The organism is Algoriphagus lutimaris, from assembly GCF_017051705.1.
Lineage (GTDB): Bacteria > Bacteroidota > Bacteroidia > Cytophagales > Cyclobacteriaceae > Algoriphagus > Algoriphagus lutimaris.
Map to the genome: position 1 here is coordinate 449,250 of NZ_JAFIDJ010000001.1, position 18,312 is coordinate 467,561.

At 37.5% G+C, this 18,312-nt stretch carries 14 protein-coding genes; 6 read left to right on the top strand and 8 right to left on the bottom strand.

Going from position 1 to position 18,312, the window contains the following annotated elements:
* Nucleotides 1-284 precede the first annotated feature (284 nt).
* From JYB62_RS01800 to rffA, 5 genes are all read left to right on the top strand, one after another.
* Complete coding sequence (locus tag JYB62_RS01800) at nt 285-788, top strand: winged helix-turn-helix domain-containing protein (RefSeq protein WP_205643738.1); 504 nt, start codon at nt 285-287, stop codon at nt 786-788.
* A gap of 11 nt (nt 789-799) precedes the next feature.
* On the top strand, nt 800-1,717 hold the full coding sequence (locus JYB62_RS01805; protein WP_205643739.1) for a glycosyltransferase family 2 protein: 918 nt from the start codon (nt 800-802) through the stop codon (nt 1,715-1,717).
* Between the two features lie 131 nt (nt 1,718-1,848).
* Entirely contained in the window at nt 1,849-2,523 is a 675-nt protein-coding gene (locus JYB62_RS01810; RefSeq protein ID WP_205643740.1) for a GNAT family N-acetyltransferase, read from the top strand.
* An 80-nt stretch (nt 2,524-2,603) separates the two neighbouring features.
* Nucleotides 2,604-2,963, top strand: coding sequence for a four helix bundle protein (locus JYB62_RS01815; RefSeq protein ID WP_205643741.1), 360 nt, complete (start codon nt 2,604-2,606; stop codon nt 2,961-2,963).
* Between the two features lie 50 nt (nt 2,964-3,013).
* Nucleotides 3,014-4,279: a dTDP-4-amino-4,6-dideoxygalactose transaminase gene (gene rffA, locus JYB62_RS01820; RefSeq protein ID WP_205643742.1), complete on the top strand. Its 1,266-nt coding sequence runs from the start codon at nt 3,014-3,016 to the stop codon at nt 4,277-4,279.
* A 53-nt stretch (nt 4,280-4,332) separates the two neighbouring features.
* On the opposite strand, the gene JYB62_RS01825 is transcribed toward rffA, so the two are convergent.
* The 8 genes from JYB62_RS01825 to JYB62_RS01860 form a co-directional block, all read right to left on the bottom strand.
* Entirely contained in the window at nt 4,333-7,758 is a 3,426-nt protein-coding gene (locus JYB62_RS01825; protein ID WP_205643743.1) for a hypothetical protein, read from the bottom strand.
* A 2-nt stretch (nt 7,759-7,760) separates the two neighbouring features.
* On the bottom strand, nt 7,761-9,371 hold the full coding sequence (locus JYB62_RS01830) for a hypothetical protein (RefSeq protein WP_205643744.1): 1,611 nt from the start codon (nt 9,369-9,371) through the stop codon (nt 7,761-7,763).
* A 286-nt stretch (nt 9,372-9,657) separates the two neighbouring features.
* A complete protein-coding gene (locus JYB62_RS01835; RefSeq protein WP_205643745.1) occupies nt 9,658-10,518 on the bottom strand; it encodes a DUF5777 family beta-barrel protein in 861 nt (286 codons plus the stop codon).
* Entirely contained in the window at nt 10,515-11,054 is a 540-nt protein-coding gene (locus JYB62_RS01840) for a YceI family protein (protein ID WP_205643746.1), read from the bottom strand. Before JYB62_RS01840 ends, JYB62_RS01835 begins: the two co-directional genes overlap by 4 nt.
* Before the next feature lie 2 nt (nt 11,055-11,056).
* Nucleotides 11,057-11,443, bottom strand: a complete 387-nt coding sequence (locus tag JYB62_RS01845; RefSeq protein ID WP_205643747.1) for a 2-polyprenyl-6-methoxyphenol hydroxylase — start codon at nt 11,441-11,443, stop codon at nt 11,057-11,059.
* Between the two features lie 87 nt (nt 11,444-11,530).
* Entirely contained in the window at nt 11,531-12,745 is a 1,215-nt protein-coding gene (locus tag JYB62_RS01850; protein ID WP_205643748.1) for a porin family protein, read from the bottom strand.
* The gene (locus JYB62_RS01855; RefSeq protein ID WP_205643749.1) at nt 12,714-13,283 is read right to left on the bottom strand and encodes an RNA polymerase sigma factor; all 570 of its coding nucleotides are present in this window, start codon (nt 13,281-13,283) and stop codon (nt 12,714-12,716) included. The genes JYB62_RS01850 and JYB62_RS01855 overlap by 32 nt, the downstream gene beginning before the upstream one ends.
* A 1,183-nt stretch (nt 13,284-14,466) precedes the next feature.
* Nucleotides 14,467-16,128: an FAD-dependent oxidoreductase gene (locus tag JYB62_RS01860; RefSeq protein ID WP_205643750.1), complete on the bottom strand. Its 1,662-nt coding sequence runs from the start codon at nt 16,126-16,128 to the stop codon at nt 14,467-14,469.
* A 641-nt stretch (nt 16,129-16,769) separates the two neighbouring features.
* On the opposite strand from JYB62_RS01860, the gene JYB62_RS01865 reads away from it, so the two are divergent.
* Nucleotides 16,770-18,203 carry a hypothetical protein gene (locus tag JYB62_RS01865; protein ID WP_205643751.1) on the top strand — a complete coding sequence of 478 codons (1,434 nt, stop codon included), beginning with the start codon at nt 16,770-16,772 and terminating at the stop codon, nt 18,201-18,203.
* Nucleotides 18,204-18,312 lie beyond the last annotated feature (109 nt).

Below are 18,312 nucleotides of genomic sequence, written 5' to 3' on the forward strand. Positions count from 1 at the left end.
ATATTCTTAATAATCCTTTTTAATTCCTACATTTTAATTCACACTTGCATAAAGTATTACACAACAAACTGATCCTTTCATGATCATAGGAAGGTGTTGAATTGTATATTTTTGTCTTTGAAGTGTTGATTTTGGATAATCTATAAACCACAAATTTGCTATTACCAAACAACCGAGTAAATTTATTACTCAGTATTGTAGGCCCCAGATGGGACTGAAAGGGCATTGCCGTAAATAAGTAATCCAACTTGATTTTTTTATCACTTTTTCTGACTTGAAAAGAATTGCTGGAATCTCTCGTTACATCTAAAACTCGTATCAAGCTTTTACTGAAGTTTTTTGCTCACGCCAATTCCGGATATTTGCGTTCCTTGGCAAAGGAGTTTGATGAATCCACCAATTCCGTGCGGGTTGAATTAAATAGATTGACAGAAGCCGGATTATTGGTGTCAGAAGAAGAAGGAAAAACCAAAGTATATCGTGCCAATAAGCAGCATCCTTTCTTCTCTGAAATCACCAATATGGTATCCAAGTTTTTAGGTTTGGATGATTTGATGGAACGTATTGTAAAAAGAATGGGAGAGGTGGAGAAAGCGTATATTGTAGGTGATTATGCCTTGGGAGTTGATTCAGGTACCGTCAATATGGTCTTGATAGGTAAAAACTTAGATACGGATTATTTGGATTTTATTAAGGAAAAGACCTACGAGAAAGTTCACCGAAAAGTGGAAGTATCCATATTGGATTCTGACCCTGGAGATATTCAGGGGATTTTGGTTTATGGCTAAATACTAAAAATTTGATTCTTTCCATTGTTTCCCCTGTTTACCGAGCCGAAAGTACGCTTGAAGAACTTGTCTTCAGGATAAGAAAGGCTATTCCGGAAATTGAAATGGAAATCATTTTAGTGGATGACGGAAGTCCCGATAATTCTTGGATTAAAATTAAAGAATTAGTGGCATCCTACCCTGAAATTAAAGGATTAAAGCTTTCTAGGAATTTTGGACAACATTATGCCATCACTGCTGGACTAGATGCTTCCGTTGGAGAATGGGTAGTAGTAATGGATTGTGATTTACAAGATCAACCTGAGGAAATACCTTCCTTTTTGGAGAAAGCTTTGGAAGGCTATGACGTGGTTTTAGGGAAAAGGAAAAATAGGAGAGACGGATTCCTAAAACGACTCTCATCCAAACTTTTTTATAGAACGCTGGCATGGCTGACGGGCTCCCATCAGGATGAACGTATTGCTAATTTTGGAATCTACCATAGGAAAGTGATCAATGAAATTATTGGGATGCGGGAAAGCATTCGATATTTTCCTACCATGGTTAAATGGGTGGGGTTCAGGCAAACTAGTATCGAAGTGGTCCATTCCAACCGAGAAGAAGCAAGTAGTAATTATAACTTTAACAAGTTGTTTAATTTGGCCTTGGACATCATGTTAGCCTATTCGGATAAACCCATTCGCCTAACCGTAAAACTTGGATTTGGGATTGCGCTCTCTGGTTTTTTGTTTGCGCTCTTTACCTTTTTAAAGTACCTCAATGGTGAAATCATAGTGGCAGGGTATGCCAGTTTAATTATTTCCATTTGGGTATTGACGGGGTTTATTTTGATCACCCTAGGTATGGTCGGTCTGTATGTGGGGAAGACTTTTGAGGGAGTAAAAAACAGGCCGATTTATATCATAGAAAAGCAAATAGGAGATAAGTAATTCTCGACACGAAAAGAATTGGTTAATTGAATCTTAGTCTGACTTTTTCTACCACTAATTTACAGCCCGGAAGGGCTATCTTTTTTTCCTCTTAACTCCATTCTAACAAGCTTTCATTTACTTTATTTCAATTGAAAATACAGTCTCTTCCCTTTGATTCAGAATTATTTGGATACCCAGTAGCCAAGCAAGAGGTAATTGGGGATTGGAATGAGCTTGAGTTTTTAAAAAAAGCAGAGAAATTCAACTTGGTTTACCTGTTCTCCAAAAGTCCTTTATATTTTCAAGATCCTAGGATTTTATTCTTAAATAAGAAAATAGTTTTTAAAAAGAGCCTGAAGAAACGGAAGGAGATAGATCATCAAGTGATAAGACATAGCAAAACCGAATTTCTGCCTTCACTTTACTCATTGGCCTTCCAAAGTGGAGCATATTCTCGTTTTTATGTAGACTCTAGATTAAAACATCAAGAATTTGAGAAAATGTATACAGCTTGGATGGATCGGGCATTAGACGAAGATGAAATTTTGGTTGTAAATGATTTCTCAGGCATGGTCACCTATTCGGTGGAAGAAAATGAAGCAAGTATTGGGTTACTGGCTGTTGCAAAGGAAAAAAGAGGGTTGGGCTTGGGATCTGCTCTGGTACACGCGGTGGAGGAAGAGTCCATAAAATCTGGAGCAGAATTTATTCTAATTCCTACTCAGGATACCAACAAAGCAGCTTGCCAGCTTTATCAAAAATTGGGATACACTAAAGTAGATGAAACATATGTGTATCATTTTATGAAGAAAAGATTAGTTTAAAGTTTAAAATGATTAATTTAAAAGTATAACCGCATAACTTTTATCATCTGGACTTTTAAAACTTCACTTTTATGGAGAACATGATTTTGAATAGATCATTTAATTATTCTAAGAAAGTGCTTGATTCATATTTTTATTTAAGAGATAAGGGACATTTTAGATTAGCTGACCAGTTCGTAGGTGCTGGAACTTCCATTGGAGCTAATATAGAAGAAGCTCAAGCTGCTCATTCCAAATTGGATTTAATCAGCAAGTTAACTATTGCCAATAAAGAAGCTAGAGAATCCAGATATTTGATTAGATTATTTGATAGGAAGGAATTGTTATCCTCTTTCCCAGAAAAAGAATTCTTAACGAAAGAAATTGATGAAATTATCTTGATTTTAAATTCGATCATTAAGAAATCAAGGGAGAGCCTTAAAAATCAAAGAAAAAATTAGTTTGTTGGGTCTAGTCAAAAACTTTAAACTTTAACCTCTAAATTTTTAATTTGAAAATCCCTTTCAACAAACCGTTTCAAACCGGAAAGGAACTGACGTATATTCAGGATGCCATCCACCGAGGGAAAATCTCAGGAAATGGACATTACACCCAGCTATGTCAGGAGTTTTTTGAAAAACGATATGGGTTTCAAAAGTGCCTGTTGACGACTTCTTGTACGGATGCGTTGGAGATGGCAGCCTTGCTTTGTGATCTCCAACCGGGGGATGAAGTCATTGTACCCAGCTTTACATTTGTATCTACTGCCAATGCGTTTGTACTGAGAGGAGCCAAGATCGTCTTTGTGGATAGTAAATCTGATCATCCGAATATGGATGAAAAACTGATTGAAGAGCTGATTACCCCAAAGACAAAAGCCATTGTGGTTGTTCATTATGGGGGAGTTCCTTGCGAAATGGATACCATTCTTGAAATTGCCGATCGACACCACCTATTGGTTATTGAAGACGCTGCTCAAGGAATTGAAAGTTTTTATCAAGGGAAAGCTTTGGGAAGTATGGGGCATTTGGGTTGCCTGAGTTTTCATGAAACAAAAAATATCCAATGTGGGGAAGGAGGGATGTTGATGATCAATGATCCTTCTTTGATAAAAAGAGCCGAAATCCTATGGGAAAAAGGAACAGAGAGAGTCGCTTTTTCAAGAGGGGAAGTTCAAAAATACGAGTGGGTAGATCAAGGAAGTTCATTTTTGCCTTCTGAACTTACTGCGGCATTCCTTTGGGCTCAGCTAGAAAACTTGGAGGTGATCCAATTGAGAAGAAAAGCAATTTGGGAAGACTATCATTGTGCTTTTAAAAGCGATTTTTCTAAACCTGAAGTTTTGAGTTCTGAATACTTGAAATTAATCAAGAATTTAAAATTTAAAGTTGAAACTGGGGTATTAGACCAAGGGGAATCAAAGATTTCTGGATTTGATACTTCTCAGACTAGTATAAAATCTAGCTCAACTTCAAAAAAGGTTCAGGATTTTTCAACTTTAAACTCCTCCATTTTTAATTTTAAATTCAGTGCGAATGCACACCTCTTCTTTTTACTTTTTCCATCTCTTGCCACAAGATCAGCTTATATCAATTCGCTTAAGGAAAAAGGAATTCTAGCTGTTTTTCATTACCAAAGCCTTCACAAATCAGCATTTGCTAACAAACATTTCCCTAATCAATTCCAGCGGAATCTCTCCAATTCCGACCGCTATTCTGATTGCCTGTTACGTTTACCGCTTTTTTATGAATTACCTGAAATGAGTTGCTTGATATAAACAGCAAGCTATTTTTTTAATATTTGATTTTGATTTTCTCCACTCTCAATTCCTTATTGACTTTTAAGAGTGAAAAATCTCTTTATTTCTGAGACCACGAAAGACACCAACCCTAAAATCCCAGTAATCAAAGCTTGGATTTCGGTGAAGAATGATCTTTCAAAGTAGGCTATCAAGCCTATCGCTATGATTAGGAAAGAGAAAACTCCCCATTGCACATTCCCTACATTACTATTTTTCTTGCGATATTCTTTAAGTTTACTTACCATTTCAGTTGAAATATTAGCTATAATAAAATAGCGGAAGGTCTTACTAAATAATTGCAAATTTCCGGCTAGCTCACTTTTAGTGAGTACTCCTTTTTGAAATAATTCAATTACTTCATCGTAATTTTTGTAGTTTAAGAATCCTTCAATAGCGTAACCATAACAAACATTTTTCTCTTCTATCGTCAATTCCGACCAAATATTGAAATAAAATGCTTTACCATAGCGCTGCAGTAATAATCTTGCATTTGGATCCTCATTATTCTTTGATAAAAGTCCCCTCTTATAAAAATAGCGCTCCACTTCCTCTTCATTGAAAATATTTTGATTATGAACTGGGATCGAATTGTTTTGTGGTTTAAGAGGCACAAATTCAAAGTAATACCCATTCATTAGTTCTGAAAATCTAACTTGAGACAATTCTGAAGACAACTTATTAACAAGAGTTTTCCAATTGCTCCCAGAGCTTAGAACCAAATGAATAGAATTTGTTAAATCATGGATTTTTGAAAGAGAATTCATAAAGTCATCCATTGATTCAAGTGTATGAATGTCTTCGATTAAAAGTGCCTGCTTACCTTTCAAATCTTCTGCTGTAGGGATTTTTAAACCACTATCTGCACAGTCTACAATTAATAGCTCATCTTCCTTTAATTTAAATTGGGAGTAAATCCAGAATCTACTCACATTACTATCACAGCCACATAAAAAGAGGCGTAAATTATTGCAGAGGTTGAGTTCAGACTGGATTATACTTCCCAAGGCATTTTCTTCGCGCACATCGAAATTGAGCCAAAGAAGTTTAGAAACCAAAAAGTTAATTCCATACCAAATCAGAGGTAGTATAGATAGAAAAAGGAAAACTAAAAACCAATTTTGAGTTTCTTTATCAGATTCTTGTTGGTTCTTATCATCCTTATCATCTTTTTTATCATTAGGATTTATAGCAGAGTTAAAGACAGAAGGGTGAGGTTCAATAAATCTTGCAATTTGCTTATCCTGTGCAGTCACTGTGTTGGAAAATAAGATTGCCCTGCTTCCTTGATACCAACTTATGCTAGTTGAATCATTTTTTATTTCTTTAGTATCTATACTTTTCTCCCATATTTGATCTTCCATTTTAAAAACAGCGTTGCATATTGAAAAACCGGGAATAAAGCCCAAACCCAAAAACCAAATCAGGATAAAAAAACTATAGATTTTAGGTTCTGTATAATCAGGGTTTTTCCTGCCGAAGTATAAAAGCCCTCCTACGATTATAATGGAGCTTATTACCACTAGAAATACCGAAATTAGAATGTCAAATAAGGAATCTATTTCTAGAAGTGAATATATAAACCAAGAGGAAAAAATAATCAAAAGGCTAATTCCGGCATTTCGGAAATTTATTGCTTTATGATCTCTGTATAGTATCCACCAAAATAAAAACTTCTTCCAATTATATGTTTTCTTGGTAAAAAAGGTGGTCAAAGAAAAAAGTGTCGTGAGGAGTATCAGATAAATAATCAAAAATATAAAGCTTTCTAAAGAAGCCAATCCTGACATAAGATGATAATTATTGAGGTTGATAAGATATATAAAAAATAGTGTCTGATTTGCTTCATTAAGTACCAAGGGACTGATTAAGGCCTTATATTCCTGGCCATTTATCCGAATAGGTAGTACCCAATTACCCTCATAATCTACCTTGTCATAACTGAAAATTGTTTCCAAGTTAGACCATCTCTCTTTTTCAAGTACTGACTGGAGTTGTGTAAACTGAATTTCAAATTTGGAGCTTGCGTGAACAACTCCTCCATTTTTTTTTACTAGTAAAAATCTTCTTTCTTCATCAAAAGGAATATCATCCAATCTAAATGAAATCCCTTTTATTTCATTTTTCCTGGTTGTTGAAATAACCTGTTCCGGTTCACCATTTTGCTGGGAAAAAATCCGCTCTATAAAATAGGGACCCTCAGGTTTTTTAGTAGTCGTATGGTATTTGAAATAATTTCTATGGGATACAGAGATAAATGAAAAGTCCCTGATACCTATTCCACTTTCATAATTTTTTGTCTTTATGTAAGTTAACTTTCCTGCTTGAGGGAATGTATCATTATTAATTAATTTTGCTAAAAAAATCTCATTTACATTGTCTGTCAGGATTGTTTCATAATCCAGTTGTTCAAATGAAGAGTTTAACTTTTCTGAAAGTTTCGTTTTAATTTGCTCTAATCGGGGCTGTTCATCCTTAACTGGGTGATTGAGATGAAATAAATAAGAACAAGTCCATCCTGCAACTAGCATAAACATCAAGAGTGAAATGCCCATTGAGATAACCCTTCCTTGGGTTAATACGTCCCCCTTGCCCATACTTAGAAAAGAAATAATCGGCAAAACAGACAAAAGAATCACCAATACTAAAATCAAGATTATCAGTATAGTAAAATCGATCTTGTAGGCCGCCTGCTCCAAATCTGCCTGTTCTTTAAGCCCTAAAACCCAAATTTTGGTTGCCCCCTGTACCAATGGAACCTTATAGCCATAGTAAGGAACAGAGTAAAGTGAAATTTCTATTTTTGTGGAAGAGCTGTTTATCGAATCCCCACTATTCTTGCCTAGATCAGTTATGAAATTTATACCTTTTAATCTATCGGGATAGAGTACCTCTCCGTCTTCTTGAATGAAGGCTAATTCATCAAAAAATAAATTCTTTTTACCCATTTCTCTTAGCCAGCTCTGGTAGGATACCTTCGTTGAGAGAAATGTCCTGTCTCCCTCTTTTTGCTCAGGTACATTGTAGATACTTTTGAAACTGACTGGTTCTTTAGCATTCAATAACTTGTTAAACCAAGCCGCACCTTCTTCTTCTGGCCAGTAATCCTGAAGTGGGATCTTGGATATTAATACGGAATCAGCAAAGCTAATTTCAATGTCAGTTAAAGTGTCAACTGAAAATTTAAATTTATCAGTAGGTCTATCTTGGGAAATAGCGGCATTTTTTTGAGGGGAGTCTTCATCGAATAAGGCAAAAGTAAACCATTCAAAACTTCGGATTTCAGCTCTTAGATCATCTGTGGATTTCAATAAGGCATCGCGAAGCATAAGGATATTCCTAGATGCCTGATTATCCAATTCCACGCGGTTACTTTTTGCCTGATTAAATAAAAATGCGGCCATCAGTCCCAAAACCGCCATTCCAGCTATCCAAATAATTAATCCTTTCCGATCCATTTTCAGCTTATCAATTGATTATGTTCTTGCAAAGAAATCTTGCTGGACTCCATGATTTTTTCGGTAATTACCCGGTTAATCTGCATTTTTCTCATTGCCCATTGGATCACTTGATTTTTTGGTTTCAATTCAAAAAAATTACTCTTCAATGCATCCACCCCTTCGTGGATATCCTCTCTGTAGCTTTCCAGTTCCCGAATATTGATCTTTGGCCAGACCATTCCTTCTCCAAAATCCGGCATATAAGGGGACTCTTTTCTTGGGGAGAAAATCGGAATCAGCTGTAACCTTCCATCTACTTTGGAAACAAAGTCTGACTTATTTTTATCATCCATTTTCCCATACCCTTTATCTTGGATGGACTTGTCGTATTCCGGAGAAATTGTAAAATGATCTCTTAAAAATTTTTCACAATTTGCCCTGCCTAGGAAGAAATCATGAATTCGAAATTGTTTGCAAACAAACCCGCCCAATCCATCCAAGGAGCTACAAGCAATGGCATTATTGCCTTCCACTTCTCTTTCTCCCATTGAATTGAAAGTATAGCGTACGGGTGAGATTACATAATTTCCACTTTTTGAAGAATCTAAATAATCATTTCCAAGACTCTTTTTTCCCGATTTTCCAAAGTAGGGATTCACCATCACCACTTTCGTTTTTTGACTTATTGCAGACTCATTTTCTTTGAGAAGATTCAATCCCCATTTGCTGTTTAATTTGCTCCTGACCTTCTCAAAAATTTTAAGATTGAGTAATTCTGCATCTCCTTCTTCAGTTAAATCAAATTCTGATTTGGCAATGCTTCTTCCGGAAATATGAATAAGCCAAAGCAAATCCATCAATTGTCTGGTGCTGGGATTCTGATTATCTCCCTTTGCGAAATTTTCAAAATCCTTTTTGGCCAATGCTGCCAATTTGTATCGAAGAATTGTTTCTAAAAAAAGTGGTGCCATTTGGTTCCAACCCCTCTTTTTTACTTCTGATTTGGAAAAAATGAAATTGATTTCGTCTATCTGATCCAGGGGCGGGGTTTTTCCGAAAATTTCTTCCTGATGATTACTGATGGCTATTAATCTATGAAAGTAACTTGGGTAAGTGAATGAATCAAATGAAGGTGGTGCATAGGTTCTGATAGAGTTTTGCTTAATCGCAGTCTCCAACTTTTGATTAACTTCCTTTTCCAAAAAATCTGAATCCAGAGAAAGACTACCATTTGCTTTAGAAAGATCCTTTGCTTTCAAAATTTCCAAGAATATAGGAATCGCAGGGCCTTGATAGGACTCTTCCATAAAATCTACCCATGTATTATAAAAAGGATTCGTGGGAATACAAGCTAAAATATTGGATTGATTTGGGATAGAAGATACAGGCTCAAACTCCTTTTTTATAGCTAAAGCATGAATCAAAGCAGTTAAACCCATTTCAGAGCTGCCACCAATCAGGGAAAGGTTCACGAAATGTTGAGGAACTTCCTCCGGGGAATGAGTCTTTTTCTTTTTTTCCCATTCGTCTAGGGCTTCTACCAAATAGTCCATGACTCCGGCGGTGTATGCGCCTCCTGATAATGCTGCAGGTAAACATATTCCTAATTGAAAATCTATTTCCTCTTTCATAAAAAAATAAGATTAAAAACAAATAACAGACTACTTAAAACCGAATTGTCTTGTAAAAAAGAAAAATTGATTTAATACAATGTTAATCTAAAAATAATTATAATACAACAGTAACATATTGATTGTTATTAATTTATGATTATAGAATTCGAGGTCTTGCGATAGGAGAACAGAGCTAGAGGGTAAACAGGTTTTTTAACTAATGTCCAAAATTAAAGTAGTTTTAGTTTTGCTGGATGATGGGCCGTATAACTATCTTATTAGTGTTCTTCCTTTGCCTGAATTATTACTTACCCACCTGAAAAGATCTAGAAATATTGAATCCGAAATGGATGTCTCCATCAAAGAAGTTTCCGGTAGTAGAAGGGATAAATCCAGAGGGAGTCATTTCATTGCTGTTCGTGAACTGCAATTGAAAAACGTGTCCACCTGTTTCAATTTCTATTCCCAATCCCAATGAATTATAGCCAGGCAAGTCACTTCCAAATCGATAATAATATTCTCCGGTTAGCCCCACTCTTTTTGATAAAGAAACCTTAGCAGCCATGCCTAATGCAAACAGGTCATTACCTTCTTGTGCTGTGGGGACTAAGTTGCGGTGCACATAACTTGGCATGAATTGAATCGATAGGATTGAATTGAATTTTCGAGCCACCAATGCTTGATGAACATATCGAAGTCTTCGTTCAAAGGTCATTGGCAATTCTGGCCGTTTCAAGGTGTAAATAGAAAAATCACTGACCCAAGTGATGGAAACGGGACTTCCTTTTGTCTTTTGTTGAAGGATTCTCCCCTTTATATAACTATCATACACCTTATTGAGTGAATTCCTTCCTAAACCTATTGTCAATCTGTCCAAAATGGAATATTCCAAACCCAGTCTTACATTCGCATCATCCAGGCCAAACAAGTTGTAAGAACCTGAATTGATTCTTCCGAATCTATGAGAAATGATGACTTCCAAATTCCCTTTTCCTCTTGTCTCAATAGACTGGCCATTGATGATTCTTGTTCCCTTAAAAGTCCCAATGACAGGTCTCGGATCATTGTTAGAACTTGCTCTTAATTGATCCAATAGATCCTGTCCAGGAGAATTCATGGTGATGAATGCCAATAGCAAGGTGATAAATAAACGTACTGAATTCATAAGCTTGGGTTTTGAAATTCAAATTGTATAGTCACTTCTACTTCTTCCGCAATTTTTTGAAACATCAATTTAGGGATCTCAATGTCATAATCTTCAAGTGCTACCTGAAACACTGCTTTCAATAAAAGGGCATTGTTTTGACGAACGATTTCACCAGGAATCCTTACCTTATTTTTTACTCCATGAATCATCATTTCTCCTTCAGCAATCGCGTCGCTTCTTGTGGCTCCATCTTGATAGCCTGATATGGTTCCTTTGAAATACGCTTCGGGGTATTTATCAGATTCCATATAATTCTCATTGAAATGCTCCTTCATCAGCTTTTTGTTAAATTCAAAATCAGCAATAGGAATCAGAAATACGGCTTCATTGGTTTCTGGATTGAATAGGGCTTTAGCTTGATGATTTTCAGCAGTGATATCCTCGATTAAGGCACTGCTGAAGAATCTGACATATCCATTTTCAGATTGTAAAACCTGGCAAGTTCCATAATAAGCATGGAGCCAGAAGAAGATAAATAAGATTGATTTTTTCATGATTAATTGTCTTTAGCACCATTGGCTACCCAGCAATTGATCAGTTTTTTTTCAGAATCAGATAGGGATTTGCCTGAAGAGGAAGGAGGCATCACGCCAGCTTGGGTATTGGTTCTGATTTGACTGGCGAATGAAATGATATTCTCCTTGGTGGATAAATTTGCTCTTCCTGTACCAGAAACATGGCATCCCGCCACCGCACAATTTTGCTGAATGATAGGAATAATATCATTGGCCAGTGAGGCAGTGCTTCCGTCACATTCATTGGTGGGTGGAGCAGGCAACTGATCTTCCGAATCTGAGGAACAGGAAATGCTAATCATCAGAGCTGAAACAAATGTGGCGATGATTGCCCAATTGGTTTTTTTGTTCAAGAATATTGTTTTCATAGTTGTAGGGATTAAAATTTTAGCAAATAATTTCCAGTCCTCTTTTATCTATAAGAGGTTAACATATTTATTAAGAATGTGTTATGGTTATTTTAGTGTTTGGCTAGGATAGAATTTTAGACCTATAAATATTCCGGTACTTTTTAATGAAACATCCCCTTCTCCTACACCTGAAAAGGGTACCTTGAAATAGGGTTCCACCTGTAAACTGATTTGCCTACCGAGTTTTCTTTCATAACCCACGCTGATATTGGCTATTCCTAAGAAATGCTGATTGGCACCTTTTACTTCCAACTCCCTTGTATAGGGATATCCTGTGTCTTCGTTATCATATTCCAGTTCATACTTTTCTTTCAGCATGAGGTAAGAGGACACTCCTGCACTGATGAAAAACCGTTGAACTTTCCCCTCGAAAGGATAATACTTTAAATTCAAAGGAATGTCGAGTATGTCACAGGCTCCAATTACATAAGTTGGTTCATTACCATAGTTTGAATGATAGCCCTGATCTCCACTGTATGGCTTATAAGAATAATAGACTCCAGTAGACAAACTGAATTTTGGTAGGATGAAATATTCGACACCCAAACCCGCCATATTTCCTGCTTTACGCAATTGATCGATTTGAATTGCACTGATGTCTGGAGCTACCTGAACTGAAATATTGAATTTTCCTCCAAATTGTTCCTTTCCCTGCTTACTTACTTTTTTATATTCTTCCTCATTAGGCGCTACTAAAGAGAAAGTGTTCAATCCCTTTTCCAGTGATTGTTCCAGTCCTTCCAAACTCTTAATTGGAATTGCCCCATTTCTCTCTTCCTCAGGAAAAGGATGATCATACCTACTGGTTTGTACACGGGAATTTCCATTTGAAGGCAGCTGCTGGTGGATAGAGGGTATGATGGAAGCACTTTTTGAGGTTGACCTTTTAGCATAAGATTCCTGAAAGGCGCTTTCTTCCAACTCATTTGATTCTAGGCTGGAAATACTGCTTTCCTGAGTAGTATTGTTTTCAAGCGGAAATGGCTCCAGAAAGTCCTCATGTTGTTCTGATTGATACTCCTGAGTCGGATCCTGCCTATCCCAAATGGAACTCAATAAGGCACCCACCAGGAGCAAAGCCGCGAACCAGCTTAAGATGGACGTTTTCCAATCAATTGTCCCATTTGAAAGATTTTGATCCAACCGAGACTCCATATCAGACCAATCTTGCTCTGAGAAGGGGATATCCGCTGATTCGGAAATCTTTTTCAAGAGTTCATCCAACTCCTTATCGCTCTTGTCGAAGAAATTCTCGCTCATTGCCTTGGGTGTTTAACATCTCTCTTAATTTTTGCCTTGCCCTCGAAAGGTTTGATTTGGAAGTTCCCACGCTGATATCCAATAACTTGGCAATTTCATCATGGGTATAGCCATCCAGAATATATAAATTGAAAACAGCTCTATAAGCGGTTGGCAACCGAAGAATCAATTGTAATAATTCCTCGTATTGCATGGATTCCAATGGGCTTGGTTCGTTAGTTTCTGACTCAGGAATCTGATCAAACCCAGTTTCATCCATTTTTCTTTGATGCTTTTTGAAATGATTAATGCATCGGTTAATCAACACTCTTCTAAACCAAGGTTTGAAGGGTAATGATGGATCCAATTTCCTCGGTGTTTTGAAGAGAATCATGAAACCATCGTGCAAGATTTCTTTCGCTTCCTCCCTGGTCTGGGTATAGCGTAGGCATATACTCATTCCATAACTGTAATAGCGTCTATACAGAATCTCCTGGTATTTACGGTTGTTATCCACCAGGCCTTGCCAGATTTCTTTTTCCAGTTTGTCAGATTTCACATTCCCAAGCTTGCATTAGCCCATACAGGGGAAGTTACGAATTGGTTGCGTGGGATTTTAAAAAAATCTTTATTCGAATGTTTTATAAGCTACGTTGTCGGTTGAAATACGCCTTCGGCGAAATAGAGGCTCCGTTGTCGCCTGAGATATACTTCGTGAAATACGCCTTCGGCGAAATATAGCCTCGTTCCTCGGCTGAAATAATCCGCCTTTGGCGGAGAGATACAGCTCTGCTGAGATACGCCTTCGGCGAAATAGAGGCTCCTTCGTCGCCTGAGATAGGCTTCGCGAGATAGGGGTATATGGTTTCTCTTTTGATATCTATGCTATCTTAAAAATATCTGCCCGAAGGGCTATCTTGAATTAAAAGACACGCCTTCGGCGAAATAAAAGCTCGTACCTCGCTTGAAATACGCCTTCGGCGAGATAAAGCCTCGTTCCTCGGCTGAAATAATCCGCCTTTGGCGGAGAGATACAGCTCTGCTGAGATACGCCTTCGGCGAAATAGAGGCTCCTTCGTCGCCTGAGATATACTTCGTGAAATACGCCTTCGGCGAAATATAGCCTCGTTCCTCGGCTGAGATAGGCCTTTCGTTCACAAAATTCTTTGAATATCTCGCTTCCGCAGGGAAGCTTATCTTCGTATCTGCCTTCAGGCTATCTTATATCTATTTCAATGTATTTCTCCCGAAGGGACTATTTCAACGGTATCTCAATAGTATTTCCAAAAAACCATAAATCATAAATCTGAAATTTTAAATCCTGATCTATCCCCAATTCTTCACTTTAAACTTCTCATTTTCAACTTTTCACTTTTAGCTCACTTCACTCAAAACTCCATTCTCTAAAAAATTCCATTCATTCTGATCACTGCGACTGCCTACTGAACACTGTTCCCTTCTTCCAAATCCTCCTAGCCCCCTTTGATTTCAAATTTGCGCTAATCTAAATATCTTCTTAAGGGGGAGTAGCTCCTGCTCAACTTTAAACTCCTCACTTTAAATTTTTCACTTTTAGCTCACTTCACTCAAAACTCCATTCTCTAAAAAATTCCATTCATTCTGATCACTGCTACTGCCTACTGAACACTATTCTATTCTTCGAATCTCAAATCTCTAAATATTTTAAACTTCCCACTTTACATTTTAAATTCTCAACTCTACATTCTTCACTTTTAACTTCCCTATTCCAACCGCTGCTTATATTTTAAAAGGGTTTCCTTCAAAGAAGCATAGGGGATATCCTGAACCGCAAGGGATTCGTCGATTGCCATCGCCGCTGCAATTGCTGCGGATTGACCCAATACCATAAAAACAGGTTCCATTCGGATGGATCCAAAAGCAATATGTGAAGCACTGATACAAACAGGGACCAAGAGGTTTTGGGCTTCCGATCTTTTAGGAATAATGGATCTATAGCTGATCGGATAGGGGCCAGAAACATGGGCTTCTACATTTCCTTCATTTTGCACAAACCCGTTTGCATCCACATAGCGCTGAATATGATGCGAATCCATCCCATAAGCTGCCAGGCCAATTCCATCGTCTACGACCTCTAAGCCCTCACAATGATGCTGGGTCATCACCAAATCACTGATCATCCTTCTTGCTTCCCGGATATACAATTGGTTTTGCCAACCGTCCTCACGTTCAAACTCATCTTTACTGGTACCCCATCTAGAGACTTCATTTCGTATTTTTTCAGGCATTCTTGGGTGATAGGCCAAGGTCCACATCAAACCTTGCTGGTATTTTCTATGAGCTTCCACGATCTTTTCCCGTTCTTCATAGCTGGCCTCCGGATAATCATAGTTTTGTCCAATGAAATCAGTGGAAAAGCCCAAACGGTTATTTGTGTCCGTTTTTCGGTTGGGCATGTAGGAATTGATCCAGGGAACCTGAGCTTCTCCCATTTCATAATTTCGGATCAGTAATTCATAGTCCAATTCCTGATAGCCTTCAGGTTTTTCAAATGGAATTCGATTATCAGGATGATCCGTCAAGCACATTCTAAAGCAGTAAGCCTGAACCTTGTTGTCCCCAGCTCCATCGATTCCTGGTCCCTCTGGATTTATAAAGGGGAGTAAACCACTGGAAGGATTACCTTTTTCAATATAGGGATCCACACCTGGGACGAAATTATGGTTGATGGCATTGCGGGAAACCTTGTTTTGTAAGGTAGGGGCATAGTAATTTGCTTGGACTCCATTCAGGGATTCCTTGTATTTTTTGTTGCCCTCTCTTCCTACTGTATAAGAAACCCCCGCAGTAGCCATTAGATCACCTTCATAGGTGGCATCCATAAACATTTTACCTTGGAATTTCTTTCCACTTTCCATGGTAATGGCTGTTAGTTTTCCATTCGTTTTATCGACCCCATCCTCTGTTCTCAGTAGCCGTTCTCCATAAACTATGGTAACTTCTTCCTGATCCAACATCTGTTGAAAAACCTGTAAGGCTGCTGAGGGTTCAAACGTCCACATGGCATCTTCTCCCTCCGCAGTAGTCGTTTGACCTCCGTCTTTGTATTCTTCTTTTTTCTGCCATTTCCAATGTTCGGGTTGCTTATAATATTCCTTGATACCTCGGTAGAATTCCCTACTAATTCCTCCAATCGCCTGTTTATTTCCTATGTCCGTTTGACCCAACCCACCGGTAGTCAGCCCTCCCAATCGATGACTGGGTTCAATTAACACCACTGATTTATCCATTCTGGAGGCTTGGATGGCTGCTGCTACTCCGGCAGAAGTTCCTCCATAAATGACCAAATCATATTCCTGTCCAAGTACATGGGTCCATTGGATGAATGTTAAAAAAATAAAGAAGGACAATCGAAAGCGGTTCATGAGTGTTGGGATTATTGATAAAAGTGAAGGTTTGATGAATTGAGAAATTAAGATAACAATTGGGTGTTAATTAAATGGATTGAAATTTATCCTATCTTAAAAATATCTGCCCGTAGGGCTATCTTGAATTAAAAAGATACGCCTTCGGCGAAATATAGCCTCGTTCCTCGGCTGAAATAATCCGCCTTTGGCGGAGAAATACAGCTCCGCTGAGATACGCCTGCGGCGAAATAAAAGTTCGTGCCTCGCTTGAAATATGCTGCGTGAGATATTTTGGACTAAACCTAAGTTGGATTTAAAAAAAGTATTTCTCCCGAAGGGACTATTTCCATGGTATTTCAACCGTATATCTTAAATCCTAAATATGAAATCGAAAATCAGGTATCATAAAATTTGCGAATCCGATCCAACCGAGTAAATTTATTACTCAGTCGCTAGCTTGCAGAAATGGGAGTGAAAGAGCGAAGCTTTAATAATAAGTTATGCAAACTTCCAGTATTGAACAGTTTTATAGCATAAGAAAACTAATGCACGTTTTTTCTTCAGGGATTGAAAAAATAGTTTGAAGTAATTTAATTATCGATTTGATTTCTTGTAATTAGGTATAAATTTCAACAAATGAATTTAACAGTTTACTTTTTTTGAGAAACTTATTCTTATTAGCATTTATCGCCCTAATCGTATTCCTTCAGATCAATGGAGAGAAAATTCCTGTAAATGACGGTGCTTTTGGAGGCGGTGTTTTTTATCGGGATGTTGCCAGGTTCTTTCTAGATGATATAGAAAATTCCAGCTATAACTTGGTTCAGCTTACAAGGATTCTTCCTTTTGCTTTGTTGAATTTATCTTTTTCAGCTTTTCATATTGTCAAAGATGATGAAGGTCTAAGAAATGGAATGTTGATTTGGCAAGTAGTATATCTTGGCTTAGCAATCTACTGGTATTTACGAATCGCAAAGAAACTTAGGCTAAATAGTGCTTTAATCACGTTAGGCTTTATTCTCTTCTTTTTCAATTTTGCATGGCTCAAATCCGTATGGTATCATCCCTTTTCACCTGATATGATGGCTTTTACCATGGGGGTGGGGCAAATGAATTATTTTCTTAGATACGAAAAATTCAAACTGGGAATGTTATCAGTAATTGGGGCTTTTGTTTCCCCTCTGCTATTGATATCTGGTATCTTGATGTTGTTTCTTCCAGGGGACAAATTGCCTTTATACGAAGGGGAGCGACCAAAATCCGCAAGTCCTGTTGTATTTTCTCTTTTTACCATCATCATCTTTTCCATAATAGGATGGGGGATTTGGGATTGGAAAAATGAACCCATTGTAGATCAGGTATTTCATGGGCTGGCACTATTATTACTTCCCGTGTGGATCATCTATGTGGCTGTCAATAATAGCTTGGACTGGGACGTGGCGATTAGGCAATTAAAGAAAAGGACTCATTCATCCCGATTGAGCAAAGGAATCATGTACCTCACTGGAATTTTATTGATTTTGGTTTTACTCTCAGGCAACAATGAATCTTTGGGGGTTTTTCGAATTTTGAAAGGAATTGGTGATGGTGTTTTTAGATTTCCGGGGGATTTTATCCTTTCAGTCACACTCCAATGGGGAGTATTGGTTTTGGTTACTTTGGTTTACATCAAGCGCTTTTTGCAAGAGATGGGTAGGTTGGGCTGGTCCATTTGTCTTATCCTAATGATAGGAGTATTGTTCCTTCCTTTTTTTAAAGCTAATAACATGGCAGCTTGGATCCCTATTTGGGGAGTCGTGGTAATCAAGAGCATGAAGCGATATAAATGGACCGGAAAAGAGCTGATTTTTTATGGAGTAATGGCATTAGGAATTTCTTTGACTTGGCTACCAATCAATAATGAAATACTGAGTGATTATTTAACAAGCTGGAATCCAGATTTACTTCCTAATTGGGAAGTTCAAAAGTGGGCCATTCATTTACCAGAATTTACCTCGATTCTTGGCTACTTCTTGATTTTTCTGGTCCTTGGTGGACTGTTTTATTGGATAAGAAGGAGAAGGAAAAAGTATATGAAAGTGTTGGTGAATTGATTGTCTATCAAATTTGAAAAACTTGAATTCTTAATTTCATTTTAAGAAAAAAGCTTAATTCAATAAGATAAAGGATGATTAGTCTAAAATTATTTGAGGTTTTATAACA